The sequence below is a fragment of the Nocardia sp. NPDC056100 genome (genome assembly GCF_042266325.1).
Taxonomy (GTDB): Bacteria; Actinomycetota; Actinomycetes; order Mycobacteriales; family Mycobacteriaceae; genus Nocardia.
In genome coordinates this window covers 1412224-1438519 of record NZ_JBHJVY010000001.1, presented here as the reverse complement: position 1 = coordinate 1438519, position 26296 = coordinate 1412224, and the positions used below count along the sequence as shown (strand labels likewise).

Here is a 26296-nt window from a genome sequence, read left to right as displayed (position 1 = left end):
TCTGCCCGGTCGCCGCGCTGGTTAGCGTCGTCACAGTTAGCCACATCACACGCTAGGAATCCGATGAGCAGTACCGAATCCGGTCTCGCCGCGCCACCGCGCGAGTTGACCGCAGCGGACTTCGCCGCCGCCCAAGCCAGTCCGCAATTCCAGGAACTGCGTCATCGACTGCGCCGCTTCGTCTTCCCCATGACCGCGCTCTTCCTGGCCTGGTACGTGGTGTACGTGCTGCTCGGCGCGTACGCGCATGACTTCATGGCGCACAGGGTGATCGGCAATATCAATGTCGGATTGATCCTGGGCGCGGGGCAATTCGTCTCCACCTTCGTGATCACGGCGCTGTACGTGCGCTTCGCCGGGCGCGAGCTCGATCCCCGCGCCGCCGCACTGCGCGCCGAACTGGAAGGCGGACAGGCATGAACGTCTTCGCCGGTACGACGAACACCCTCGCCGCCACCACGGTCGGCAATCCGGCCGCCAATATCGCCATCTTCGCGGTCTTCGTCGCGGTCACCATGGTCGTGGTGGTCCGTGCCAGCCGGAATACCTCCAGCGCCTCGGACTTCTTCACCGGCGGCCGCGGTTTCTCCGGCCCGCAGAACGGCATTGCCATTGCGGGCGACTATCTTTCGGCCGCGAGCTTCCTGGGTATCGCGGGAGCCATCGCCGTCTACGGCTACGACGGCTTCCTCTACTCCATCGGCTTCCTGGTGGCGTGGCTGGTCGCACTGCTGCTGGTCGCCGAAATGCTCAGGAACACCGGCAAATTCACCATGGCCGATGTGCTCAGCTTCCGTCTGAAGCAGGGCCCGGTGCGCACCGCCGCGGCCCTGTCCACCCTGACCGTCTCGCTGTTCTACCTGCTGGCCCAGATGGCGGGCGCGGGCGGTCTGGTCGCCCTGCTGCTCGATATCGACAGTCGCGCAGGACAATCCGTCGTCATCGCGGTGGTCGGCCTGCTCATGATCGCCTACGTGCTCATCGGCGGTATGAAGGGCACCACCTGGGTGCAGATCATCAAGGCCGTCCTGCTGATCACCGGTGCGGCGTTCATGACCGTCATGGTGCTGGGCAAGTTCGGTTTCAACCTCTCCGAGATCCTGGGCTCGGCGCAGCAGCACGTCTCCGAATCCGCGAACAAGGCTGTGGCACACCGCGATGTGCTGGCTCCCGGCGCGCAGTACGGCGGCAGTGAAACCTCCAAGCTGAACTTCGTGTCCCTCGGCCTGGCCCTGGTGCTCGGCACCGCCGGACTCCCGCACGTGCTCATGCGCTTCTACACCGTGCCCACCGCCAAGGAAGCCCGCCGCTCGGTGGTCTGGGCCATCGGCCTGATCGGCGCGTTCTACGTCTTCACCCTGGTGCTCGGCTACGGCGCGGCCGCCATTGTCGGCCCGGACAAGATCCTCGCCGCGGCGGGCGGTCAGAACTCCGCGGCTCCGCTGCTGGCCTTCGAACTCGGCGGTGTGGTGCTGCTCGGCATTATCTCGGCGGTGGCGTTCGCGACCATCTTGGCCGTGGTCGCCGGACTCACCATCACCGCCTCGGCCTCCTTCGCACACGATATCTACGCCGGGGTCATCAAACGCGGTAAAGCCGGTGAGGCCGAACAGGTTCGGGTCTCCCGCATCACCGCCGTGGTGATCGGCCTGATCGCGATCGGCCTCGGCATCCTCGCCAACGGCCAGAACATTGCCTTCCTGGTGGCGCTGGCCTTCGCGGTCGCCGCCGCGGCCAATCTGCCGACCATCCTGTACTCGCTGTTCTGGAAGCGCTTCAACACCACCGGCGCGCTGTTCAGCATGTACGGCGGTCTGATCTCCACCATCGTGCTGATCGTCTTCTCCCCGGCGGTATCCGGTGCGAAGACCGCCATGATCCCGAGCCGCGATTTCGCCTGGTTCCCGCTGTCCAATCCGGGCATCGTATCCATTCCGCTGGCCTTCGTCCTCGGCATTGTCGGCACCTACCTGGGCCGGAACAACGAAGATCCGGCCAAGGCCGCCGAAATGGAGGTCCGCGCCCTCACCGGCGTCGGCGCCGAGCAGGCCGTCGCGCACTGACGGCGCTCGATTCGTAAACCCTTACCGCCCTGCCCTTTCGACTGGAGAAAGCACAATGACGAGCACGATCGACCGCGACCACACCGACCGGCTGAGCTATCCGCCCAGCCCCGAGTTCGCGGCCGCCGCCAACGCCACTGTGTCCCTCTACGATCGGGCGGCGGCGGACCGCGAGGGCTTCTGGGCCGAACAGGCGCGGCGCCTGCACTGGGCGCGGCCGTGGACCCGCGTACTCGACTGGGATGACGCGCCTTTCGCCAAATGGTTCGTGGACGGCACGCTGAACGTCGCGTACAACTGCGTCGATCGGCACGTGCTGGCTGGACACGGCGACCAGGTCGCCATCCACTGGGTCGGCGAGCCGGGTGATGCCCGCGCCATCACCTACGCCGACCTGCTGGCCGAAGTCTCCAGAGCGGCAAATCAATTCAACGCTCTGGGACTTCGCGCCGGTGACCGGGTCGCCATCTACATGCCCATGGTTCCCGAGGCGATCGTCACCATGCTGGCCTGCGCCCGACTCGGGCTGGTGCACTCGGTGGTGTTCGCCGGATTCTCGGCGGGCGCACTGGGACAGCGCATCGAGGACGCGCGGGCACGGCTGGTGGTGACCACCGACGGCCAATGGCGGCGGGGGAGTGCGGCGGCGCTCAAGCCCGCCGTGGATGAAGCCATTGCGGCACAGCCGGATTCGAGCGTCGAACATGTCCTGGTGGTCAACCGCACCGGCCTGGACACCCCGATGACCGAAGGGCGCGATCTGTGGTGGCACGACACCGTCGCCAACGCCTCGCCCGAACACGAGCCCGAGGCATTCGATGCCGAACACCCCCTGTTCATCCTCTACACCTCCGGCACGACGGGTAAGCCGAAAGGCATCCTGCACACCAGCGGCGGCTACCTCACCCAGGTCTCGTACACGCACCACGCCGTCTTCGATCACAAGCCCGAGACCGATGTGTACTGGTGCACGGCCGATATCGGCTGGGTGACCGGCCACTCCTACATCGTCTACGGCCCGCTCTCGAACCGCGCCACCCAGATCGTCTACGAGGGCACCCCGAACTTCCCCGATGAGCACCGGCACTGGGAGATCATCGAAAAGTACGGCGTCACCATCTATTACACCGCCCCGACGCTGGTCCGCACCTTCATGAAGTGGGGCCGCGAGATCCCCGACGCCCACGATCTGTCCTCACTGCGCCTGCTGGGTTCGGTCGGCGAGCCGATCAATCCGGAAGCGTGGCGCTGGTATCGAGATGTGGTGGGCGCGAACAGCACTCCCATCGTGGACACCTGGTGGCAGACCGAAACCGGCGCGATCATGATCTCGCCGCTGCCCGGCGTCGCCGCCGCCAAACCGGGTGCGGCCATGACCCCGGTCCCGGGTATCTCCGCGAAAGTCGTTGACGAGGAGGGTAACCCGGTCGTCCTCGGCGAGACCGAAGCCAATGGCTATCTGGTCCTGGACGAGCCGTGGCCGTCCATGCTGCGCGGCATCTGGGGCGATAACGAGCGCTACCGCGAAACCTATTGGGCCCGTTACGCGGACAAGGGCTGGTATTTCGCCGGTGACGGCGCGAAACTCGATACCGACGGTGACCTGTGGGTGCTGGGCCGAGTCGATGACGTCATGAACGTCTCGGGTCACCGCATCTCCACCGCCGAGGTCGAATCCGCGCTGGTCGGCCATTCGAGTGTCGCCGAAGCCGCCGTGGTCGGCGCGTCCGATGACACCACCGGCCAGGGCATCGTCGCCTTCGTCATCCTCACCGGCGAGGCCGAGAACACCGGCGACGCCCTCATCAAGGAATTGAAAGCCGAAGTGTCCCGGGAGATCTCACCGATCGCCCGCCCCCGTGACATTCACATCGTTCCGGAACTCCCGAAAACCCGTTCCGGCAAGATCATGCGCCGCCTGCTCCGCGATGTGGCCGAGGGCCGCGAACTGGGTGACACCTCAACCCTGGTCGACCCCAAGGTATTCGAGGCCATCACCCGTCGCTGACCGCGCTCAGGCAGCCTGCCGATACACCTTCCGCGCCACGAGAATCATCGGGATCTGAAGCGGCAGACGAAGAATTGCTCCGGCTTTCAGCGGAAGCGGTTTACTGCTGCGCACCCAGTCGTCAGCCATCTTCAGATTTCCGGGAAACACCCCGATGAACAGCAGGATGGCGAGCAGGCTGCCGAGCCGCCGTGTTCGCGGCACCGCGACAGCGGTGGCGACCGCGAATTCGGCGACGCCGGATCCGAGTGTCCACGCCCGTGCGGATCCCGGCAGCTGCGGTGGAATCAATGCGTCATAAAACTTGGGGACCACGAAATGCAGTGTTCCGGTGCCGAACAGCAATGCCGATAGCGCCCGGGCGGTGCCCCGCCCGGGGCGCGATAGTTCTGTGCTCTCGCTCATGACGACGAGCGTACGGTCAAATCGTCCAACAAGATCATGACCTCACCCGCCTGCTTCACGACCTCCACGAGCCGGATCTTCAATCCCAGCAATTCCGCCCCGGTCAGCGCCTCCCGCAATTCCTCCCCGATCCGCTGCCATTCCGGTGCGACGGCAATCCGCCCGAGCAGTATCTCGACACTGTCCTGTCCGGCCCCGGCGATGAATCCGGATACCTCGATCGACGCGTGCGGCGAGCGCACATACAGATCCAGCCCGGTGACCTCGCCCGGTAGCGCGACCGCCTGCTCGGCCTTGGCCACCAGCTCGATCTCATGCCCGTCGGCGGCCCCGCGCACCAGCACCGCCAGCGCCCGATGGTCCTCCCCGCGCACCCCGTCCGGGTAGACCCCCGGATCCTTGACCGGCGCGCCCTCGGCGAACGTGGTGATATGCGCCTTACTCGCCCCCGCCCCCGCGAGCTCCCACTTCCCGGTGTCCTCGAAGTCGTCCAGCAGCACTTCGTCCGGCATATTCCGATCCCTTCACACGCCCTGCGGTTCTCCCCGCAAACCCTACAAACCCGCTCCCGGCTTTTCCCCCCGAATTCTGGTGGCTGACGAATCGGGACTGGTTACCGTCATACTCAGTACGGATATTCGGTTGTGGGAAGAGGTGAGGGCCGCCGTGGAGGCACAGGATTCGGGGATTCGCCGTATCGGGCTGGTGGAGGATCACGAGTCGGTGGCAATCGGTTTGGCGGCCATGTTGGCGCCCGAGGCCGATCTGGAGTTGGTGATCACCGCGGGCACGGTGGCCGAGTTGTTGTCGGCGAACCCGCGTTTGGACCTGGTGGTATTGGATCTGCGGCTGGCCGACGGATCCTCACCGGACGACAATGTGCGATCCCTGCGCGAACGCGGGATCGAGGTGCTGGTGTTCACCGGGGCGGACAATCCGTTCCTGGTGCGCGAGGCCGCACGGGCGGGTGTGCTCGGCGTGGTCCGCAAATCCGAGGATGTGCCCACCGTGGTGACCGCGGTGCGCCGCGCCGCCCAGGGCGAACAGGTGGTGACCACCGACTGGGCCGCGGCCATCGACGGTGATCCGCAACTGTCCAATGTCGGATTGAGCCCGCGCCAACAGCAGGTTCTGCAGCTGTACGCCTCGGGTGAGAAAGCCTCCCGCGTGGCCCGCATGACCGGCCTCTCGGAACAGACCGTCAACGATTACCTCGGCCGCATCCGGCAGAAGTACGCCGACGCCGGCCGCCCGGCCCCGACCAAAACCGATCTGTACAAGCGGGCAGTCGAGGACGGCTGGCTGCCCGTCCCCGAACGACACCCGCGCGCATGACCGCGTCGGGCACGCTGGACACCACGCCCGGAGCACCCTCGATGTCCGCCGTCACCGCGCTCATTCGGCGGGTGCGCGGCGGACTGACGGTGCCGCAGGAGGATCCGGCCACCGCCGCGTACGACCGCATCATGCGGCGGCTCGGCATTTCCATCGGCATCGCCGGAATCATTGTCGGCGGTATGGAATTGCCGGAGATCGCCGAACAGGGCCGGGTCGCCGGAGCCTGGTGGACGATCACCGCCGTGGTGCTGGCCTTCGGCTGGTATCCGGTGATCGCGGTGGTGTCCGCGCTGGCCGGACCGCGTGCGATCCGCATCGTATGCGGTTGCGCGGCAATCAGTTTCCTCTTCGCGTTCGCCACCATTCCGATCGCGCTGGAAACGCATTCGGTGGACGCCACCACGGTGTGGCCGTACCGCGTGACCGCACTGGCCGTGACGGCGGCCGTGCTGGCCTGGCCCGCGCGCTGGGCCGTCACCTATCTGCTGGTGTCCGCGACCTCGGCGGCGCTGGCCTCGGTGTACACGGTCGCCACCGTCACCCCGCTGTCCGTGGTCGAGAACTTCCTGCGCGCAGCCGGTTTGGCGGCCCTGTTCGTCTGGTGCGGTACCGCCGCCACCGGCGCGGCCGCCCGCGTCGACCGCGAATCCGCCATCGCCAGCCGTCGCGCGGCAGCCGCCGCGGCCGCACAGGGCCGCGATCGCGAACGCGCCCGCTTCGCCGCGCTCATTCACGACGCCGTGCTCTCCACGCTGCTGGAGGCCTCACGCGCGGGCACCCAATCCTCGGTACTGCGCCGCCAAGCCGAACGCACCCTGGAACAGCTCGACGAATGCCGCGGCGACGATCGAGATCCCGATCTGCTCGACGCCCGCACCGCCGTGCTGTTCCTGAGAACCGCCGTGCACGAGGTGAATCCGAGCATTCGCTTCGCCACCCGCACCTGGCCCGGCTACGACGATCTGCGCATGCCGGTGCATTCGGCCAGCACCATCGCCGCCGCGCTCACCGAAGCGGTGCGCAACAGCCTGCGGCACGCCCATGTCCCCGGCCGCGATGTCCGCCGCACCGTCACCGCGACGATCAGCGCGGGCAGCATTCGCATCGCCTTCACCGATGACGGCGCGGGTTTCGACCTGGCGCGGGTCTCCGCCGACCGGCTCGGCATCTCCATGAGCATCCTGGGCCGCATGCGCCAATTGGCCGGCGGTTCGGCCTTCGTGGAATCCGCACCCGGCGAGGGCACCACCGTGACACTGGTCTGGGGTGGCGATGGTTCCCGTTGAATACCACGCGGCCGAACTGGATTCGCGCTTCGGCCTGCGTGATCTGCTAGGTCTGCGCGGTCGCGCGGCGTGGCTGTTCCTGCTCATCCTGGAAGCCACCATCGGGCTGTACATGCTGCGCAACTTCGGTGAATCACCGCAGTGGGCAGCGCTTTTCAGCATGGTGATCATCTTGAGCGCCGGTGCGCTGGTCATCGTCATGCCGGTGGATCCGCTACCGCTGCCGGTATCGCTGTACGCGGCGGCCTCCGGTCCGATCGCCACCGCGCTCACCATCATGACCCCGTACTCCGAACGCGCGAATCAATCGGTGTGGTCGGCGTTCGCGGCCTCCTATGTATTGACCGTGCTGGTGCTGCGCGGCCGCGGCCGACTGGCCTGGGTGGGCGTCGCCGGGGTCGCCGGGGTGATCCTGCTGGCCGGACTCGGCGAACAACTCGACTCCCGCACGGTGCTCGGCACGCTCGTGCCGATTGGCACCGTCGCCGCCATCTCGGTCTTCGCGGCCGTCATGCGCCCGATGCAGCGCTCCCTGGTTCTGTTGCGCGAGGACGCGATGATCCGCGCCGCCGCCGAGGCCACCATGGCGGCCTCCGACAGCGAGCGCACCCGCCAGCTTGCCCGGCTGGACCGGGTGGCGCGCCCGATACTCGAGCGCATTGCCGACGGTGCCGAACTCACCGCCGCCGAACGCGAGGAATGCCGCCTGCTCGAGGCCGAACTCCGCGATGGTCTGCGCGCTCCGCAGCTGGTCACCGATGAACTCAGCGGCGCCGCACGCGGTGCTCGCTCCCGGGGAGTGGAAGTGGTGCTGTTGGACGACGGCGGTTTCGCGGGCGTCCCCGAATGGGTGCGCAGGCGCGTAATCGACGCCGCCACAAGGGAATTGGATGCCGCGAACGCCGGATCGGTAACGGTGCGAGTCCTACCCCTCGGACGCAGCGTGCTCGCCACAGTCCTCGCACACGCCCCGGATCACGACCGCCGCACCGAGATAGATACGGACGGCAAGGTCAGCGTCACCGATTAGTTCGTTGCCGCCGGGCTTGCTGCTCGACTAGTTCGAGGGATCCTTCGGCTCTTTAGGCTCCCGCGGTTCCCTCGACTCACGCGGCATATCCCAGCGACCCGGGCCGCCCCGCTTCATCTGATCGCGCAGCGCACCCTGCACGGCGGTCGCCATCCACGAGTTCAGCGACTGCCCGCTCTGCGCGGCGGCCTCCTCGGCCCGGGATTTGATCTGCTCCACCAACCGCAGTGTGACGCGGCTGATATCCCCGGTCATCTCCTCGAACGTCGGTTGATGCTCTTCCTCGGCGGATGCGGTCTTGCGCACATCCACGTGGGCGTCGGTGCCGTCGACCGAGACGCGCACGGTGCGATCGCCGACCGACGCGCTCACCTCGCTCGCCAATTCCGACAGCGCCGCGAGCAGAACCAGCCGGGCCGAACTCTCGGTGGCGGCGGCCAGCGCCGCGGCGGTGGACTGTGTCTTCTCATCGCCCAGAGCGGCCGCGGCGATGAGGTTCTCGCGTAGTTGGGCGGTGTACTTGTTCAGATCCATGACACCAGTGTGCTGTCACATCTGACATCATTCAAGGAAACTTTTGACGTCACCCCAAGGTGGGCGATGCGAATCACCGTTATCGCCGGGCCGGTTCGGGTATAACGATGCAAAAGGTGATTCGATGACCGGGTAGCCTTCTGGCTATGACGAACGGTGAATCGACGCGAATCGAGCTGCGCGCGTCCGGCACAGTCGGTGTCGCGATGGTGACCCCCTTTACCGCCGAAGGCAAGCTCGATGTCGATGCCGGGGTGGCGCTCGCCGCACGCCTGGTCGACGGCGGTGTCGATCTGCTCGCGATCTCCGGAACCACCGGCGAATCGCCCACCACCACCGAGTCCGAGAAGTTCGATCTGCTGCACGCCGTGGTCGACGCGGTCGGTGACCGCGCCACCGTTATCGCGGGCGTCGGCACCTACGACACCGCGCACAGCATCGAGCTGGCACGCACCGCGCAGCGCGCGGGCGCGCACGGATTGCTCGTCGTCACCCCCTATTACTCCCGTCCCACCCAGGACGGCCTGATCGCGCACTTCACCGCGATCGCGGACAGCACCGATCTGCCCGTCACGCTCTACGACATTCCGCCGCGTTCGGTGGTGGCCATCGCGCCCGACACCATTCGCCGCCTCGCCGAACATCCGCGCATCGTCGCGGTGAAGGACGCCAAGGGCGATCTGAACGCCGGCGCGGAACTGATCGCCGAGACCGGACTGGCGTTCTACTCCGGTGACGATGTGCTCAACCTGCCCTGGTTGTCCGTCGGCGCCACCGGATTCATCAGCGTCATCGGGCATTTGGTGCCCGATCGCCTGCGCGCGCTCGCCACCGCTTACGCGGCCGGTGACGTGGTGCGGGCCCGTGAAATCAATGTCAGCCTGATTCCGCTCAACCGGGCCATGGCCCGGTTGGGCGGCGTCGCCATGACCAAGGGCGCCCTGCGGCTGCTCGGGGTCGAGACCGGGGAGCCACGCTTGCCACAAATCATGCCCACATCCGAACAACTCGCAGAACTCGCGGTCGATTTGCGGGCCGCGGGGGTGCTTGCATGAGCAGCCCCGAGGGACGTCGCCCGCGCCGCACCGCATCCCGCGCCGCGGGAGCCCCGGCACCCGTGCCGGATAAGCCGGAACCCGTTGCCGCACAGCCGAAAGCGGCCGAGCCCAAGGCCGCTGCCGCGGATAAGCCGGTAGCGCAGGCCGCGCCGGTGGAAGCCGCCGCGGAGCCCCGTGGTCGCAACGGCCGCAATGGCACCGCCCGTGGCGCCCGCAACGGCGATACCGCCGAGGCCGCGCCCGCCAAGACCGAGGCCCCCAAGGCCGAGCCCGCCCGCGCGCGCCAGGACGAATCCGCCCCGCGCTCGCGCCAGGGTGAGCGAAATCGCAAGCCCGGCGGCCGTTCCCGCCAGGGCGGCGGCCGTAACGACCGCTCCGACGCGCCCGCCCAGCCGCGCGTGGAACGCCAGAAGCTGAACCCGCCGCCCGCCGCCCCCAAGGGTGGCCTGCGGGTGTTCGCGCTCGGCGGTATCGGCGAAATCGGCCGCAACATGACCGTTTTCGAATACAACGGCAAGTTGCTGATCATCGACTGCGGTGTGCTGTTCCCCGAGGATCAGCAGCCCGGCGTCGACCTGATCCTGCCCGACTTCGGCCCCATCGAGAATCGGATGGACGATATCGAGGCCGTCGTGCTCACCCACGGCCACGAGGATCACATCGGCGCGGTGCCGTTCCTGCTCCGCCTACGCCGCGATATCCCGGTCGTCGGCGCGAAGTTCACCCTCGCGCTGGTCGCGGCCAAATGCCGCGAACATCGCCTGCAGCCCAAGCTGATCGAGATCACCGAGGGCCAGCGCACCCAGCACGGACCGTTCGACTGCGAGTACTTCGCGGTGAACCACTCGATCCCCGATGCGATCGCCGTCGCGATCCGCACGCCCGCCGGTATCGCGCTGCACACCGGCGATATCAAGCTGGATCAGCTGCCTCTCGATGGCCGCCTCACCGACCTGGCCGGATTCTCCCGCCTCGGTGACGAAGGCGTTGACCTGTTTCTGGTCGACTCCACCAATGCCGAGGTCCCCGGATTCGTCACGCCCGAGCGTGAGATCGGCCCCGTGCTCGACAATGTGATCGGCAAGGCCAAGGGCCGAGTCATCGTGGCCTCCTTCGCCTCTCACGTGCACCGCATCCAGCAGGTGGTGGAGGTGGCCCAGCGCTACGACCGCCGCATCTGCTTCGTCGGCCGCTCCATGGTCCGCAATATGCAGATCGCGCAGGACCTCGGCTATCTGGATGTGCCGGACGGTCTCGTGGTCGATATCGATCAGGCCGCGAACCTGCCGGTGCACAAGCTGGTGCTGATCTCCACCGGCTCGCAGGGTGAACCGCTCTCGGCGCTGTCCCGGATGGCGCGCGGCGACCACCGCCAGATCAATATCCGCCCCGACGATCTCGTCGTGCTGGCCTCCTCGCTGATCCCCGGCAACGAGAACGCGGTCTTCACCGTGGTCAACGGCCTGACCCGGATCGGCGCGACCGTCATCACCCAGCAGAACGCCAAAGTCCATGTCTCCGGACATGCTTCGGCCGGTGAGCTGCTGTACCTGTACAACGCGGTCCGCCCGACCAATGCCATGCCCGTGCACGGCGAATGGCGGCACCTGCGCGCCAACGCCGCGCTCGCCGTGGCCACCGGCGTTCCCGAAGAGCGAGTCATGCTCGCCGAGAACGGCGTAGTGGTCGACCTGGTGGACGGTATCGCCACCATCACCGGGCGCGTCCCCGTCGGGCAGGTCTACGTGGACGGCCTGTCCGTCGGCGATGTCGGCGAATCCACCCTCTCGGACCGCCTGGTTCTGGGCGAGGGCGGCTTCATCTCCATCACCGTTGCCGTCGATTCCACCACCGGTAAGGCCGTCAGCGCCCCCGAGGTCACCGGTCGCGGCTTCTCCGACGATCCGGACGCGTTGATCGACGCCCACGAGCTCGTGGAAGCCGAACTCCGCCGACTGGCCAGCGAAGGCGTCACCGACACCCACCGCATCGCTCAGAGCGTGCGACGGGTGGTCGGCAAGTGGGTGGCGGACAAATACCGCCGCCGTCCGATGATCGTCCCCACGGTCATGGGCGTCTGACCCGAATAACCAACAGCCACACCGCGAGAGCGCCCGGTAGCACCAGCTACCGGGCGCTCTCGCGTATCCGCCAAAAGAGGCAACCCATGGATACCTGGATTGAAATATGCGCATCCAAGCATGGGTGTGCGGCGTGGCGGGTGCAGCGAACTTGGTTGCCGAACCTTGAAACAAAACCGCCCCGACAACGTGAGTGTCGGGGCGGGAACCTCGTAAGGCTCTAGTTGTCCTGGCAGGCAGCCGAATCCAGCTTGGCGGCCTTGACGATGCTGCACGCGAAGGCGTGGTCGACCTTCCATTCGTTGCCCTCGGCGACGAACGAGACGGTGGCGTTGTTCACGGGATTGCCCGCGATGGTGACCTTGGCGTCGGCCTTGAGCTTGCCGTCGGCCGGGTCCGGAACGTTGGTGATCTCGACCTTGACGTCGTTCTTCTTGGCGGCGTCGACGAGCTTGGCGACCAATTGCGGGTCCTGGCCCGCGTTTTCGATCCAGTCGATCTTGGTCTTGGCGTCGATGGACGGGTCGAACGCCTTGGTGATCTTGTCGTTCAGTTCGGCGACCGTCGGCTTGGGCAGGTTCGGCGCGGGAGTGGTCGACGGCGGCGCGCCGGTCTCCTTGGTGTCGTCGGTGCTGCCCTGGAAATTATTGGTGGGTGCGGACGCGCTCGTGGTGGTCGCGCTATCCGATTTGGTCTCGCTGGTGCTGCAGGCGACCAGTCCGAAGGCGGAGGCGGCCAGCGCCACGGCGGCGGTGGCGCGGAAGATGCTGTGCTTCAACGAATTTTCTCCCCTGAACGGATATTAGAGCTGGTAGCCGGTGGTGCAGTTCCAGTGGATGATGGTGGCGTCGGAGCTGTTCCGAGTGAGCGCCTGGGTGCGGGCCGCCGAACGCGAGTACGCCGCACCGTAGGTGTACAGCCCCGCGCGGCGGGAGTAGGCAACCGCACCGCAACCGTTTCCGAAGCTGGCGACGACACGGCAGTCGTCGAACGTGCACGAGTTCATCGCACCGCCCTGCGCGGCGGCGCGGTCCGGATAGTCATAGGAGTAGCCGATGCGGCCGGTGGACGGCGACAGCGCGATCGCGCCGAAGTTGTCCGTATATGCCCCGGCCGGAGCCGCCAAGCTCACCAGCAGTGAGCCCGCGGCCGCGACCATCACGGCGGCGCCACTGACGATCTTTTTCAAGGTGTTGCCCCTTCGTATGCAGTGGATCCATTCCCCGATGGACCGAGTGATCAAGCTACCGACCCGGATTCGCCGACGCCAACCCGGAACCGGCTCGGCGGCGGCATATCCCACCGCCCCATCCGGGATCGGATCGGGCGGCGCGTAAATGATCAAGGGACGACCTTATGACGGACCGGGTGCTCGGCTTAACCTGCCGAACCGTCCAGCAATTGAGGCGCAACTCAACCGACGTGATCATGTGACCCGGGCGAGTGCGGTCGCGCGATACCGGGGGAGCGCCCATCGGCGTGCGAGCGCCTCATTCAGCGACCCCGCCACCTGTGCATGCGCATCATGCATCACGCCAACCATCCGGTTAGTGTGGCCTTATGAGTATGGCCCAACGGGAGCGCCAGGCACTGGTGCAGACCATGTCCGCCACCGGTCCGGACGCGCCCACCCTGTGCGGCACCTGGACGGTGCGAGATCTGGCCGCGCACTTGATCGTTCGCGAACGCCGCCCAGACGCTGCCCCGGGCATCATGCTGAAGCCCTTCGCGCCCTATCTGGAGCGGGTGCAGGACAAGGTCGCCAAACGGCCGTTCCCGCAACTGCTGGATGAGATCGCCGGTGGCCCGCCGTGGCTCCTGCGACCGGTCGATTCCCTGATGAATCTCACCGAGATGTACGTCCACCATGAGGACGTGCGCCGCGCCGAACCCGGCTGGGAACCGCGCGAACTCTCCACCGCCGATGAGGACCGGCTCTGGAAAGTGCTGACCGGCCTGTCGCGCATGGCTTATCGCAAATCAGCGGTTACCGTCGCGCTCACCACACCCGACGGCCGCCGCACGGTTGCGCACCAGGTCGGCGATCGCACCGTCGTACTCGCCGGAAAACCCTCCGAACTGCTGTTCCACGCCTTCGGTCGCAATGCCGTGCGGCTGGAGGCCACCGGCGATCCCGCCGATGTGGAAGCCGTCTACGCGCTCGATCGCAGCGTCTGACCATTCCGGTATGCGGGACGGTCCGCCCGCGCCGGTGGCAGCGTGACCACCGATCATGAAACGATCACGCGTCGGCCGGTAGTTTCTGTGCTCGGCAGCGGCCCGCGGTGTGATGAGGTGGTAGGCAATGTCTTGGCAACTGGCGGTTCTCGGGCCGGTCGAGCTGACGACGGAGGGCGTCCCCGCCGCGCCCATGCCACCCAAGCACCAGGCCGCGCTCGTCATGCTCGCCTTCGCGCGCGGGCGCACCGTATCGATCGAGGAACTCGCCGACGGCATCTGGGGCGTCGATCGTCCTTCCTCCGCGGTGGGCGCGCTGCGTAATTACGCGTGGGCGCTGCGCAAGCAGCTGGCGGCGCGGCCGGAGACGGTGCGATTGTTCTCGGAGTCGCGCGGCTACCGCCTGGAAGGTCCGCTCGAACTCGATATCGATGGCATCGACGGTTGCCGCGCCGAGGCCGAACAGGCCCGCGCGGAAGGACATTTGGACCGGGCGGACGCCATCCTGCGGGCGCAGTTGCGGCTGTGGCGCGGTGATCCGCTCGCCGGTGTGCCCGGACCGTGGGCCGGTGCCGAACGCGCCCGATTACGTCGTTTACAGCGGGTGCTGCGCGAGGATCTCATCGATATCACCGTGCGGCGCGGGGATTATTCGCGTGCCCTGGCCGATCTGGAAGCCCTGATCACCGTCGACCCGCACAGTGAGCGATTGCGCGGGCTCATGATGACCGCGCTGTACCGGGCCGGGCGGCGCACCGAGGCGCTGGGCGAATATCAGCGCATCCGGCGGCTGCTGGTCGCCGAACAGGGCATCGAACCCGGTCCCGCGCTGCTGGAACTGCATCGCCAGATCCTGTCCGATGAACTGCCCGGCGATGGGTCCGCGGTGGCGGTGCAGCCGAAACCCGCGCAATTGCCGCCGGACACAGCCGATTTCACCGGCCGCCGGGAATTGGCGCGCGACCTGTGCGCCGTATTGGCCGACAGCATCACCCCGATCGTGGCCATCTCGGGCATGGGCGGGGTCGGCAAGACGGCGCTGGCATTGCATGTGGCACACCGGATTCGGGATCGATATCCGGACGGGCAGCTGTATGTCGATCTGCACGGCGCGGGCGCGGATCCGGCCGAACCCGAACAGGTGCTGGGCGCACTGCTGCGCGGATTGAATGTGCCGCCGCGCGATGTACCCGCCGGGGCGGCCGAGCGGGCCGCCCTGTTCCGATCCGCCGTGAGCGGGCGTCGCATGCTGCTCGTGCTCGACAATGCCTGTGACGCAGCGCAAATCGCGCCGCTGCTACCCGGTGAGCCGGGATGCGCGGTCCTGGTGACGGCCCGGCGGCCCATGACCGCTCTGCCCGGCGTGCGCTCGGCCGCGCTGAAGGTGCTCGAAACCGATGAGGCCGCAGCGCTTTTCACTCGAATCGTCGGCCCCGCCCGGGTCAACGCCGAACCCGAATCCACCCGCCGGATTGTCGAACTGTGCGGGCGGCTGCCCATGGCGGTGCGGATCGTGGCGGCGCGGGTCGCGGCCCGCCCGCAGTGGACCATTGTCTCCGAGGCCGACCGGCTGGCCGCGGAACGCCATGACCTGGATCGTTTCCGCGCCGGGGATCTGGCGCTGACCGCCGCTTTCCGCGCCGGATACGAACAGCTCCCGGTCGAGGCCGCGCGCGCCTTCCGGCTGCTGGCCGTCGCCGAACTCCCGGATCTGCCGCTGGCCGCCACCGCGGCGGTGCTGGACACCATCGAACCGCTCGCCGAGGATCTGTGCGAGGAACTGGTCGATCGCGGCATGCTCGAGACGGTGGGCCGCGGGCGCTACCACTATCACGATCTGATGCGCCTGTTCGCGGCCGGTTGTCAGCAGGCCGAACCGATCGTATGCCCGGACCGGCGCGCCGTTGTGGACCCCGTCGAGCGACTGCTCGACTACTACCTGGCCACCATGAAAACCGTGCTGCGCGTGCGGCATCCGGGTGTTCGGCTGGGTTTGGCCGCCACCGCGCATCCGGGCACCCGGATGGCGGATCTCGATTCCACTCGGGATTTCATGAATGTGGAGCGGCGGAATCTGGTCGCGCTGTACCGGTTGGCGGCGGTGGGCACCCGGCGGCATCGGCTGCTGGCTGCGGATCTCGCGCTAGCGGTGTCCGGCACCATGCTCGCCAGCGATGCCACGGTCGATATCGAGAAGGCGCTGGAGGAATTGATCCGCGCCTGCGAAGCCGACGGTAATTCTTTGTCCGCCAGTCGCGCTCGCCTGGCCCTGGTATTCGTGGTCGTTTCCGAGCTCGGTGAACCCGAGCGGGCCGCGGACCATGTGGACCGGCTGCTGGAGGATGTGAATACCGAGGCCGAACCCTGGGTCGCGGGCACCACGCATATCTTCGCGGGCGCGCTCGGCATGCATCACCACGACCCGGTCCGCGCCGCAACGCATTTCGCCGCCGCCCTGCGCCTGTATCGCTGCGGCGCGAGCCCCGAATGCGTCCGGGTCGCGTATTCCCTGCTCGCCCAGGCGCATTCGGCCGCGGGCCGGGACCGCGATTCGCTCGCGGCCGCCGCCCGCGCCGTGGTCGGCGACACCCGTCCCGGCACCCGGCGAAATGTCATGTGGGCCTTGACCGAAGCGGCCTGCGTGCTCAGCGGCCAGGGTGAGGCCGAACTGGGCGCCCGCCTGTTCGACGCCGCCCTGCGCACCGCCCGCCGCGGCGGCTCCACCCGCTTCGAATCCACCGTGCACTCCCGCGCCGCCGTCGCCCACCTGTCCGCCGGTCGCCTCCCGCAGGCGGCCGAACACGCCGAACGCGCCGAAGCCACCCGCGACTCCTCCCGCCCCGGCGTCCTGCACACCTACAACCTCTACAACCTGCTGGTCCGCTACACGGCCCTGCGCCGCATGGGCCGCAATGTCGACGCCGCCGAGTGCTACCGCACCGCCACGACCCAAATCCCCGACTTCGACCAGGCCCTGATCCGCTGGGGCGCGCTGGTCGACCCCACACCGCATCCGGGCCGTCCCGAGCCGGTCCCCGTCGGCGGCTGAGGCGGCGTCATCACCCGGATCGACCCCTCGCGGCCGGTGTCTTCGTTCGCATGGTCCGCGATACATGCGAACGGCCGTGCGGGCGGTCACCTAGTGCGGTAGCGGGTGGCCGACACGCCGTTTTTCGCACTGTCCGGGTGACACCGCTCGATTCCGGTCTCGGGTGCGGGAGCATGTGATGGGCGGTGTTCGCGGACTTCGGTGGCGATAGGCGTTGCCTATCCCACAGGGCTGTTGTGGGTGGGCCGGGTGTTGCGGATGGTCCGGGTGGGGCGTTTGCGGCTAGCCTGGGGGTCATGCCAGGTAAGTCCCGCGGTGCCGCAACGTCACGTTCGCGAGCGGGATCGACGCGGGGGCAGACTCCTGCACGGTCCCGGGCGCGTACTCCGCGTGCCGCCGCGGGCGGTCGCACCGCTAGCGCCGGTCGCACTCGAAGCCCCAAACGTCCGGCCGCCGCGCGCAGGCCCGCGCCGCGCCGCAGGTCCGATACCGCGCCATTGGCGGTGGTCACGCGGGCGGTGAACAACGGCTGGAACATGCTGGCGCGCGGGCTCGGCGCGAGCACCCGGGCGGTGAGCCGGGCGGGGGAGATCGAGCACGGGCATCGGCGCGACGGAATCGCGCTGGGGCTGGTGGCATTCGGCATCGTGATCGCGGTGGCGGTGTGGTTGTCCGCGGGCGGCCCGGTCGGGCGCGGGGTGGATACCGCGATTCGCTGGATCGCCGGATCCGCCTCGGCGGCACTGCCGTTCGTGGCCATCGGCATCGCGGTGATTCTCATGCGCACCGAACCGCATCCGGAGATCCGGCCGCGCCTGGTGCTGGGCGGGCTGCTCACCGGACTGCCGATACTGGGTATCTGGCATCTGGCGGCGGGTTCGCCCACCGATATGCACGGTCGCGCGCACGGTGCGGGATTCGTCGGCTATGTCATCGGCGGCCCGCTCAGCGACGGGCTCAGCGCGTTCCTGGCGGTGCCATTGCTGATGCTGGCCATAGGATTCGGTCTGCTGCTGCTGACCGGCACCACGGTGCGTGAGGTGCCCGAGGCGCTGCGCGAGATCTTCGGCACCGGCAGCCGCGGCGATGAATACGAGAGCTATTCCGATGAGCCCGGTCTCTACGATCCGGCCAATTACGACGAGGACGGTTTCCCGCGCCACGAGGGCGTGAAATCCCGCCGCCGCGGTCGCACCCCGTCGGAGAACTATCCGCCCGACGAATTCGGCGGTTCGGACGCGGCCACCGAGATCATCGGCGAACCGCCGCTGCAGGACGCCAAGGAGATCGCGGCCGAGGAGCCGCCGAAACCCAAGCCGCGCAAGGCCCTCAAGGTCGTCGATCAGACCCCGCCGCCCCCGCCGCCGCAGCAGCTGGAATTCGTCACCGAGCGGGAGGTGGACGGTGATTACAATCTGCCGCCGCTGACCCTGCTCACCGATGGCGAACCGCCCAAGAAGCGCAGCGCCGCCAACGAATCCATGATCGAGGCCATCACCGAGGTGCTGGTCCAGTTCAAAATCGACGCCGCCGTCACGGGTTTCGTGCGCGGCCCGACGGTCACCCGGTACGAGGTCGAGCTCGGCCCGGGCGTGAAGGTCGAGAAGATCACCGCGCTGGCCCGCAATATCGCCTATGCGGTGGCGACGGAGAATGTGCGCCTGCTCGCACCCATCCCGGGCAAATCCGCGGTCGGTATCGAAGTGCCCAATGCCGATAGGGAATTGGTGCGCCTGGCCGATGTGCTCAAGGCCCCGTCGACCCGAAACGATCACCATCCCTTGGTGATCGGTCTCGGCAAGAACATCGAGGGCGAATACCTCTCGGCGAACCTGGCCAAGATGCCGCATCTCCTGGTCGCCGGTTCCACCGGTTCGGGTAAGTCGAGTTTCGTGAATTCCATGCTGATCTCACTGCTGCACCGGGCCACCCCCGATGAGGTCCGCATGATCCTCATCGACCCCAAGATGGTGGAACTCACGCCGTACGAAGGCATTCCGCATCTGATCACCCCCATCATCACCCAGCCCAAGAAGGCCGCCGCCGCGCTGGCCTGGCTGGTGGAGGAGATGGAACAGCGGTATCAGGATATGCAGGCCAACAAGGTCCGCCATATCGACGATTTCAACCGCAAGGTGAAATCGGGCCAGATCACGGCTCCGCTGGGCAGTGAACGCGTCTACCGCCCGTACCCATACATCCTGGCCATTGTCGACGAGCTCGCCGACCTCATGATGACCGCGCCGCGCGATGTGGAAGACGCCATCGTCCGCATCACCCAGAAGGCTCGTGCGGCGGGCATTCACCTGGTGCTCGCGACGCAGCGCCCCTCGGTGGACGTGGTCACCGGCCTGATCAAGACCAATGTCCCGTCCCGATTGGCCTTCGCCACCTCGTCATTGACGGACTCGCGAGTCATCCTCGACCAGCCGGGTGCGGAAAAGCTGATCGGTATGGGTGACGGCCTGTTCCTGCCCATGGGCGCGAGCAAGCCGACCCGTCTGCAGGGTGCGTTCATCTCCGACGAGGAAATCCAGGCCGTCGTCGATTTCGCCAAAACCCAGGCCGAACCCGAATATCAGGAAGGCATCACCGCCGCCAAGACCGGCGAGAAGAAGGATGTCGACCCCGATATCGGCGACGATCTCGACCTGCTGCTGCAGGCCATCGAATTGGTTGTCACCTCGCAGTTCGGCTCCACCTCGATGCTGCAGCGCAAACTCCGCGTCGGCTTCGCCAAGGCGGGCCGCCTGATGGATCTGATGGAGACTCGGGAAGTGGTGGGCCCGTCCGAAGGGTCCAAGGCCCGCGATGTCCTCATCAAGCCCGATGAATTGGACGGGCTGCTCTGGACCATTCGCGGCGGCGGCGGTGAGCCCCCGGACTCCGGCGACTCCGATAGCTGATCACCCCCGGCCGCACCATCGGGAGATACGGGCCCGATGGTGCGCCGGTGGTGCTCCCGCGGATCAATTCGGTGCGGGCGGCTGCCAGCAGGCGAGCGGCGGTCCCGGCGGGTAGAGCAGGGACCAGCCGATGAGTGCGCCGATACCCGCGCCGATCAGGGCTCCGGGCAGGGCGCTGAAGGTGCCGCCGATGAGACCGCCGGTGAGTGCGCCGAGAATGGCATTGCACTGGTGCATGGTCACATCGGGATCATCTACGGTGCCCGCGGCCGGTGGCGGCGCGTCTTCCACGGGAATCGAAATACTCTGCCCGACATCGGGATCGGGGCTTTCCACGGACGGGTCCGCGCCCGCCACGCCAGTTGCCGTGAATACCGTGACTCCTATTGCGAGCACGGCGGTTGCAGTGAATCGTTTGATTCTCATAGCTCCTTCTTCCGTGTCGAAAAAAGCGGACTATTGTGAATCAATTTCTGCTGCCGGGTAGCTGATTCATGCGTACCAGACATGACAAATACGCATTATCGTTTCCAGAATTTCGTAATCAGAGAGTGCGGCGGGAGCTCTACTGTCAAAACGCTAGTAATTTTCGGTTGCCGCCGGTACGCTGACCGTCTTGTCCGAGCTCGCTCGCAGTGATCGCCGGAGGGGAATTCGAATGCTGACCAGGACAGTTCGCGGCGTACTGGCGGGGATGGTGTTATCGCTGGTGGTCGCGGTGCCGTCGATCGCCGATGTCACCGCGGCGGCGCAGACCACCGATCTGAGCTGGCACGAGTACGGCTCCGGTGCCGCGGCTCGGCGCTACCTGCTGTACCGGCCGCCGCAGCTCGCGGCAGGCAGTCCGGTCGTTATGTGGTTGCACGGGTGCTGGTTTCGCGGTACGGACCCGTCGGACGCGGACCGGGAGCGGGATGCGATGGCGACCGGATTCCCGGCGCTGGCGGCGGCGCAGGGGTTCGCGGTCGTCTTCCCGCAGCAACCCCGCTCGGCCAACTCCGATGAGTGCTGGAACTGGTTCGATCCGGTGCAGCAGTGGTGCGAGCGGGGTGAGGTCGCCACGCTCGCGGGCATGGTCTCCGAGGCGGTGGATGAGCTGCGCGCCGATCCGAAGCGGGTATATCTGGCCGGGCATTCGGCCGGCGGTGCCATGACGGCCGTCCTGGGCGCGGTGCATCCCGAACGGTTCGCCGCGCTCGGGATCAGCGCCGGATTTCCGGCCGTGACCGGCCTGGACTCGCTCGGCACCATCGCGGGCTCCCGGATGATCGAGCGCGGGGTGCGGTCGCTGCCGGTCACGGTGGTCACCGGCAGCGCGGACCCGGTGTCACCGCCGTGGGTGCAGGGGCTGGTCGCGGGGGAGTGGCGCAGTGCGGGTCTGGCCGCGAGTGCCGGGCGGGTGGATATCCTGGCCGCCGTCGCCGCTGCGATCGTGCCGCCGACGCCGGACTCGGTCGACACCTACCCCGCCGGTGATGGCGAATACGCCCGCACCGTGTCGCATTACGACATCGACGGCCGAATCGGCGTGGACCACTGGGTGTTCGGGAAGATGGGTCACGAATATCCCGCCGCGACCATGACTCCCGCGCTCTGGCGGTTCTTCACCGCGAGCGGCGCATCGCGATAGCGGCGATTTCTCCTGCGTCTCAGTCCTTTTCGGTTACCCGCGAGAGGAGGTAGTCGTAGGCGGCGACCACCCGCTCATCGAGTTCCGCCAGGGGCACGCCGATATCGCTCGCCACGACCCGGCGGAAGATGGCGTATCCGGCGACGGTCGCCGCCGTCAGCACGTGCAGGGCTTCCGCGTCCACGTCCGGAGGCAGTGCGCCGTACGCCTTATCGCGTTGCAGGGCGGCGGTCATCTCATCGGGTTCGCTGAAGATGGAGAGCTGTTCATCGCCGTCGAGGGCGAGCATCGCCATGAATGCCATCCATTTGCCGGACAGTGACGCCTGCATCAGCCGTCGGCGGCGCTCGGCAAACGGCACATTCCAGTGATCCGGTGACTGCGAGGCCAGCCCGGCGAGTCGATCCGCCAGTGCCGCGCGCAGGAGTTCCTGGCGGCTGCCGAAGAGCTGATAGATCTGGCCCCGGTTCACATTCGCTTCGGCCGCAACTTCGTTGAGATTGAGCCCGGCCAGTATGCCGTCGCGTTCCAGCAGCCGTTCGACGGCGTCGAACAGATCCGATTCGGTGCGCGCGCGATCGCGTTTCTTGCGCGGCCGGGGCGTGGTCGGCTCGTCCATATCGCAGATCTTGCCCCATGGTGGCGGCCGCGCTTTATCGAAGGCCAATCATGGAGTGTTACTGGATGATTGCTGTGATTGTCATCATACTAGCGAAACGCTAGTAATTGTTCCGAGTGGTCTCTACGCTGGCGATCGCCGGACACTTCATTCCGGCAGCACCGAAAAGGAAAGGCAGTCAATTGATTCCAGTCATCATCGACACCGGTAGCGCCGCCTTCGGCGGTCTTTTCCACACCCTGGGAGCCGCGCTCGGCGGCATTGTCAACACCCTCTGGACCGGCTCCTTCGGCCGCTGACAACACCCCGTTGATTCACTGATCCGGCGGGTAGCCGACTCCTTACCCCTCGTCAGAGCCGGCTACCCGCTCGACCATTTCCGAACACACTGCGGCACAACCCCGTTACGCGAGGAGCGCGAGTGATCCGGCACCTGAACACCCGACGGACGACCCTCGGCGTATGTCTGTTGCTCGCGACGGCGCTACCCGGTCTCGGGCCCGCCCATGCCGAAAGTCCCGATGATTCCAGCATCGCCAATTCCACCGTCGTGGACGACCGCCACCTGAACCTCGACGTCTATTCGGCCGCGATGGGCCGCACAATCACCGTCGAAGTCCAACTCCCCGCCGATAACACCCGGCCGCGACCGGTGCTGTACCTGCTCAATGGCGCGGACGGCGGTGAGGGCACCGCGAATTGGGATCATCGTGCACCCGAGGCGCTGGATTTCCTGGCGGGCAAGGACGTCAATTCTCACCGAGGAGCTCCCGCCACTGATCGACCGGGCACTGAATACCAGCGGGCAGAACGCGATCGCGGGACTGTCGACCTCGGGCACCTCGGTGCTGCAACTGGCGATCGCGAAGCCCGGCCTCTACGGCTCGGTGGCCGCCTACAGCGGATGTGCGCAGATCAGCGACCCGCTCGGCTATCAATTCGTGAATCTGGTCGTCCAGCAGGGGCGCGGTGACACCGCGAATATGTACGGCCCGCAGGGCGATCCGATGTGGGCCGATAATGATCCGTACGTGCACGCGGATCAACTGCGCGGCCTGAACCTGTTCATCTCCAGCGGCTCCGGCCTGCCCGGCCCGCATGACACCCTGGACGGTCCCTACACGCTGCCGGGCATTCCCGGTTTGGCCAATCAGATCACGGTCGGCGGCGTGCTCGAAGCCGCCACCGACTATTGCAGCCACAATCTCCAGACACGTCTGACCGCGCTCGGAATTCCCGCCACCTATGACTTCCCGCCCACCGGAACCCATTCCTGGGGTTACTGGCATGACGCGCTGATCAATTCGTGGCCGGTGCTGGCACGCGGCCTCGGCCTGCCGGAATGATCCGTGGAGCTGAAGCGCCAGGATTCGAACCTGAACCGGCGGAATCAGAATCCGCCATGCTGCCGATTACACCACGCTTCATTGAAATATGGAGTGCCCGGAAGGAATTGAACCTCCAGCCTTCTCGTTCGTAGCGAGACGCTCTGTCCGTTTGAGCTACGGGCACATGCCCCGCACGGATGTCCGCATTGACATCTACTCGCCATCGAGGTGTGCGGGTGTGAGTGTTCGTGAATGAAAAAGGGCCGCTCCGTGGCTGATTCGCCAGAGCGGCCCTGCGGTCTACCGGTAGACCTAGGGACCGCTGCGAATACGGCGGCGGAGCGATTGTCCGAACATGTTCTCCGCCTTCCCTTTTCTCGTATCGGATCGTTGTATCGAAGGTAGCAGCCGGTCGCCGGGGGCGAAACCGAATTATCGGCCGGGTGGTCGCCCGGGGGCTCGCCGGGCCGGGACGAGGTGTTTAACCGGTTGCGGGTGCCTGAGACAATCGGTGCGGTCGCTCAGGGTGGGCGGCGTGGGGGTGGGCACGATGAGTGATGTGACCGAGCGGGAAGCGCGCGGTGACGGCGGTCCGGTGTGGTCTCGGCCGTGGTTTCTCAATACTTTGTCGCTGGCGACTTTCGTTGCGCTGGTGATCTTCCAGTATCGGTGGTGGCATGATCACGGCCGCCCGCTCGCATGGGTACTGCTGCCGCTCACGCCATTCCTGGCTTTCCTGCCGTCCGGAATTATCGTGAAATCGTTCCGCAAGCGGTGGACGGCGCGGTGGGCGGGAGAGAACGGCTTCGAATACCGGCGCTCATCCGAGTGGCCGGTGCCGACCTGGGATTTTCCGCCGTTCAATATCGGCCGGGCGCGGCGCTATCGGATCCGGGACACCATGCAGGGGCGAGTCGGCGACTATCCGGCGATCTTCTTCCACCTGACCTGGCTGCACAACAACCGGATCAATGTCAGCACCCACTATCGGAACGTCTTCGTGCTGACGCTGCCCGCGGCACTGCCCAGACTGACCCTCGGGGTGACGCTGGATATGACCACCGGTGCTCGAGTGGAGTTCGAATCGGCGGACTTCAACGAGAAATTCTCGGTGTATTCCGCGAATCCGGGGTTCGCGCACGCGGTGCTCACGCCGCGCACGATCGGCGAACTGCTGGACATCGCCGGGCGGCACGGCGGCGCGGTCATGTTGACCAAATTCGAAATCGTCGGAAACCTGTTGGTCGGCACCACCACCCTGGGCAATCGGCCCCGTGAGATCGGGGCGGTCTTCGACGCGATGCGCGTAATCGCCGATGGCATCCCACGATTCGTCTGGACCGATTACGGATCCCCCGCTGAAAGGGAACACGCATGACCCTCATCGTCGTAGTGCTCATCGTCATCGCACTGGTGGCGATGCTGTGGTACTTCGCCGCGTACAACGATTTCGTTCGATTGCGGAATCTGGTCGCCGAATCCTGGCGGCAGGTCGATGTCGAACTGCAGCGCCGCCACGAGCTGGTGCCGAATCTGGTGGCAACGGTCGAACGCGCCGCCGAATTCGAGCGTGGAACCCTGGAGGCCGTGGTCTCGGCGCGCGACAGTGCGCGCGCACTCGCCGCCGACCCGGTCGAAACCCACGGTGAGATCACCGGCGTCGCGACCGCCGAAAACGCCCTCACCTCGGCGCTTTCACATCTGTCGGCGCTCGCCGAACAGTATCCAGACCTCGGATCGGTCAAGAACTACGCGGCACTGCAACGCGAACTGAGCGATGTCGAGGATCGAATCGCCGCGGCCCGGCGCCTCTACAACGCGAACGTCCGCGCTCTGAACACGAAAATCGAATCGATCCCCGCCTCGATGGTGGCCAGGCGCCATCATGTGTCGCCCGCGCAGTATTTCGATATCAGCACCCCCGAAGCGCGCGCGGGCGTCCGGGTGGATCGGCTGTTCCGGAATCAACAGGACCGGTAAAGCGCCGAAATTCGGTCGCGCACCGCTGCCCGGTTCGCCTAACTTGCCCGGAATGGAAGAGATGGGCTGGGCAAGCGGTGTGACCCGGGTGGCGGTGCTGACGGGTGCGGGGATCTCCACCGATTCCGGACTGCCCGATTACCGTGGGCCGCAAGGGACGTGGACCAGGAACCCGTCGCTCGCCGGTGCTTTCACCGAGCGCGAGTTCCTGGCCTCGGCCGATATGCGCCGCCAATTCTGGCGCGAGTTCAACGCCCTGCACCGGGCTGATGCGGAACCCAATGCCGCACACCGGGCGCTGGCCGAACTCGATCGCACCGGTATCGCCATTCGCGTGCTGACGCAGAATGTCGACGGATTGCATCAGCGCGCCGGATCACCGGATCGCAAGGTGCTCGAATTGCACGGCAGCTTCGCGAACGTCGATTGCCGGCAATGCGAACAGCGCGGCACGACCGCGGACGCCCTGGCGAAAGTCGCTGCGGGCGAGGACGATCCGCGCTGCACGTGCGGCGGAATCCTGAAACCGTCCATCGTCATGTTCGGTGAGCAGCTCGACAGCGATGTGCTGAACAAGGCGCGCGTAATCGCCGCGGCCAGTCAGCTTTTCCTCGCGATCGGCACATCGTTGCAGGTCGAACCCGCGGCCTCGCTGTGCGCGCTCGCGGTCGGCGGCGGCGCGAATCTGGTCATCGTCAACAATGCCCCCACCCCGTACGACGATATGGCGGTCGAGGTGATTCGTGAGCCGATCGGCACGGCGGTACCCCGCATCTGCCGGAGCATCGCGGCTGCGCGGTGAG

The 26296-nt window shown here is 66.8% G+C and carries 22 protein-coding genes, 2 tRNA genes and 1 pseudogene; 16 read left to right on the top strand and 9 right to left on the bottom strand.

What is annotated here, in order from left to right; all coding sequences use genetic code 11:
- Positions 1 to 63: 63 nt before the first annotated feature.
- From ACFC0O_RS06650 to acs, 3 genes are read left to right on the top strand one after another with little or no spacing between them, the layout of a single operon-like run.
- Entirely contained in the window at positions 64 to 420 is a 357-nt protein-coding gene (locus ACFC0O_RS06650; protein WP_364631075.1) for a DUF485 domain-containing protein, read from the top strand.
- A complete protein-coding gene (locus ACFC0O_RS06645) occupies positions 417 to 2063 on the top strand; it encodes a cation acetate symporter (RefSeq protein WP_375954409.1) in 1647 nt (548 codons plus the stop codon). Before ACFC0O_RS06650 ends, ACFC0O_RS06645 begins: the two co-directional genes overlap by 4 nt.
- Positions 2064 to 2118: 55 nt before the next feature.
- Entirely contained in the window at positions 2119 to 4071 is a 1953-nt protein-coding gene (acs, locus tag ACFC0O_RS06640; RefSeq protein ID WP_375954407.1) for an acetate--CoA ligase, read from the top strand.
- Between the two features lie 6 nt (positions 4072 to 4077).
- On the opposite strand, the gene ACFC0O_RS06635 is transcribed toward acs, so the two are convergent.
- Together ACFC0O_RS06635 and ACFC0O_RS06630 are read right to left on the bottom strand one after the other, a co-directional pair.
- Positions 4078 to 4476, bottom strand: coding sequence for a hypothetical protein (locus tag ACFC0O_RS06635; protein WP_375954405.1), 399 nt, complete (start codon positions 4474 to 4476; stop codon positions 4078 to 4080).
- Positions 4473 to 4988 carry a hypothetical protein gene (locus ACFC0O_RS06630; RefSeq protein WP_375954403.1) on the bottom strand — a complete coding sequence of 172 codons (516 nt, stop codon included), beginning with the start codon at positions 4986 to 4988 and terminating at the stop codon, positions 4473 to 4475. Before ACFC0O_RS06630 ends, ACFC0O_RS06635 begins: the two co-directional genes overlap by 4 nt.
- A 154-nt stretch (positions 4989 to 5142) precedes the next feature.
- Between ACFC0O_RS06630 and ACFC0O_RS06625 the strand changes: the two genes are divergently transcribed.
- From ACFC0O_RS06625 to ACFC0O_RS06615, 3 genes are read left to right on the top strand one after another with little or no spacing between them, the layout of a single operon-like run.
- Positions 5143 to 5811: a response regulator transcription factor gene (locus ACFC0O_RS06625; protein WP_364631090.1), complete on the top strand. Its 669-nt coding sequence runs from the start codon at positions 5143 to 5145 to the stop codon at positions 5809 to 5811.
- Positions 5808 to 7100, top strand: coding sequence for a sensor histidine kinase (locus ACFC0O_RS06620; RefSeq protein WP_375954401.1), 1293 nt, complete (start codon positions 5808 to 5810; stop codon positions 7098 to 7100). Before ACFC0O_RS06625 ends, ACFC0O_RS06620 begins: the two co-directional genes overlap by 4 nt.
- Positions 7087 to 8130 (top strand): hypothetical protein, encoded by a 1044-nt coding sequence (locus ACFC0O_RS06615; protein WP_375954400.1) that lies wholly within the window; start codon positions 7087 to 7089, stop codon positions 8128 to 8130. The genes ACFC0O_RS06620 and ACFC0O_RS06615 overlap by 14 nt, the downstream gene beginning before the upstream one ends.
- 27 nt (positions 8131 to 8157) lie before the next feature.
- On the opposite strand, the gene ACFC0O_RS06610 is transcribed toward ACFC0O_RS06615, so the two are convergent.
- On the bottom strand, positions 8158 to 8664 hold the full coding sequence (locus ACFC0O_RS06610) for a hypothetical protein (protein ID WP_375954399.1): 507 nt from the start codon (positions 8662 to 8664) through the stop codon (positions 8158 to 8160).
- 146 nt (positions 8665 to 8810) lie between these two features.
- On the opposite strand from ACFC0O_RS06610, the gene dapA reads away from it, so the two are divergent.
- Entirely contained in the window at positions 8811 to 9719 is a 909-nt protein-coding gene (gene dapA / locus ACFC0O_RS06605; protein WP_364631102.1) for a 4-hydroxy-tetrahydrodipicolinate synthase, read from the top strand.
- On the top strand, positions 9716 to 11803 hold the full coding sequence (locus ACFC0O_RS06600; RefSeq protein ID WP_375954398.1) for an RNase J family beta-CASP ribonuclease: 2088 nt from the start codon (positions 9716 to 9718) through the stop codon (positions 11801 to 11803). The genes dapA and ACFC0O_RS06600 overlap by 4 nt, the downstream gene beginning before the upstream one ends.
- Before the next feature lie 220 nt (positions 11804 to 12023).
- Here the strand turns inward: ACFC0O_RS06600 and ACFC0O_RS06595 are convergent, their stop codons facing one another.
- Together ACFC0O_RS06595 and ACFC0O_RS06590 are read right to left on the bottom strand one after the other, a co-directional pair.
- Positions 12024 to 12581 carry a hypothetical protein gene (locus ACFC0O_RS06595; protein WP_364631108.1) on the bottom strand — a complete coding sequence of 186 codons (558 nt, stop codon included), beginning with the start codon at positions 12579 to 12581 and terminating at the stop codon, positions 12024 to 12026.
- Positions 12582 to 12605: 24 nt separating this feature from the next.
- Complete coding sequence (locus ACFC0O_RS06590) at positions 12606 to 12992, bottom strand: DUF4189 domain-containing protein (protein WP_364631112.1); 387 nt, start codon at positions 12990 to 12992, stop codon at positions 12606 to 12608.
- A gap of 371 nt (positions 12993 to 13363) precedes the next feature.
- On the opposite strand from ACFC0O_RS06590, the gene ACFC0O_RS06585 reads away from it, so the two are divergent.
- From ACFC0O_RS06585 to ACFC0O_RS06575, 3 genes are all read left to right on the top strand, one after another.
- Positions 13364 to 13981, top strand: coding sequence for a TIGR03085 family metal-binding protein (locus ACFC0O_RS06585; protein WP_375954396.1), 618 nt, complete (start codon positions 13364 to 13366; stop codon positions 13979 to 13981).
- Positions 13982 to 14108: 127 nt separating this feature from the next.
- Positions 14109 to 17030 carry a BTAD domain-containing putative transcriptional regulator gene (locus ACFC0O_RS06580; RefSeq protein WP_375954394.1) on the top strand — a complete coding sequence of 974 codons (2922 nt, stop codon included), beginning with the start codon at positions 14109 to 14111 and terminating at the stop codon, positions 17028 to 17030.
- A gap of 296 nt (positions 17031 to 17326) precedes the next feature.
- Positions 17327 to 19936, top strand: coding sequence for a DNA translocase FtsK (locus ACFC0O_RS06575; protein ID WP_375954392.1), 2610 nt, complete (start codon positions 17327 to 17329; stop codon positions 19934 to 19936).
- A 63-nt stretch (positions 19937 to 19999) separates the two neighbouring features.
- Here the strand turns inward: ACFC0O_RS06575 and ACFC0O_RS06570 are convergent, their stop codons facing one another.
- Positions 20000 to 20362 (bottom strand): hypothetical protein, encoded by a 363-nt coding sequence (locus ACFC0O_RS06570; protein ID WP_375954390.1) that lies wholly within the window; start codon positions 20360 to 20362, stop codon positions 20000 to 20002.
- A gap of 232 nt (positions 20363 to 20594) precedes the next feature.
- Here ACFC0O_RS06570 and ACFC0O_RS06565 point away from each other — a divergent pair, with 232 nt between their 5' ends.
- The gene (locus tag ACFC0O_RS06565; RefSeq protein ID WP_375954388.1) at positions 20595 to 21566 is read left to right on the top strand and encodes an alpha/beta hydrolase family esterase; all 972 of its coding nucleotides are present in this window, start codon (positions 20595 to 20597) and stop codon (positions 21564 to 21566) included.
- Between the two features lie 19 nt (positions 21567 to 21585).
- Here ACFC0O_RS06565 and ACFC0O_RS06560 read toward each other — a convergent pair whose 3' ends face one another.
- Positions 21586 to 22233 (bottom strand): TetR/AcrR family transcriptional regulator, encoded by a 648-nt coding sequence (locus tag ACFC0O_RS06560; protein WP_375954386.1) that lies wholly within the window; start codon positions 22231 to 22233, stop codon positions 21586 to 21588.
- A 418-nt stretch (positions 22234 to 22651) separates the two neighbouring features.
- Here ACFC0O_RS06560 and ACFC0O_RS06555 point away from each other — a divergent pair.
- Positions 22652 to 23531, top strand: a pseudogene (locus ACFC0O_RS06555) (alpha/beta hydrolase).
- A gap of 9 nt (positions 23532 to 23540) precedes the next feature.
- Here the strand turns inward: ACFC0O_RS06555 and ACFC0O_RS06550 are convergent.
- Both ACFC0O_RS06550 and ACFC0O_RS06545 read right to left on the bottom strand, forming a co-directional pair.
- Positions 23541 to 23612: transfer RNA gene (locus ACFC0O_RS06550), tRNA-Gln, on the bottom strand.
- Between the two features lie 8 nt (positions 23613 to 23620).
- Positions 23621 to 23697 (bottom strand) — tRNA-Arg (locus ACFC0O_RS06545).
- A 366-nt stretch (positions 23698 to 24063) separates the two neighbouring features.
- Between ACFC0O_RS06545 and ACFC0O_RS06540 the strand changes: the two genes are divergently transcribed.
- Genes ACFC0O_RS06540 through ACFC0O_RS06530 form a run of 3 tightly spaced genes read left to right on the top strand, consistent with a single transcriptional unit; the run spans position 24064 to position 26295 of the window.
- Positions 24064 to 24891 (top strand): DUF3137 domain-containing protein, encoded by an 828-nt coding sequence (locus tag ACFC0O_RS06540; RefSeq protein WP_375954385.1) that lies wholly within the window; start codon positions 24064 to 24066, stop codon positions 24889 to 24891.
- Complete coding sequence (locus ACFC0O_RS06535; RefSeq protein WP_375954383.1) at positions 24888 to 25493, top strand: LemA family protein; 606 nt, start codon at positions 24888 to 24890, stop codon at positions 25491 to 25493. Before ACFC0O_RS06540 ends, ACFC0O_RS06535 begins: the two co-directional genes overlap by 4 nt.
- Positions 25494 to 25545: 52 nt before the next feature.
- Entirely contained in the window at positions 25546 to 26295 is a 750-nt protein-coding gene (locus ACFC0O_RS06530; RefSeq protein ID WP_375954382.1) for an NAD-dependent deacetylase, read from the top strand.
- Position 26296 lies beyond the last annotated feature (1 nt).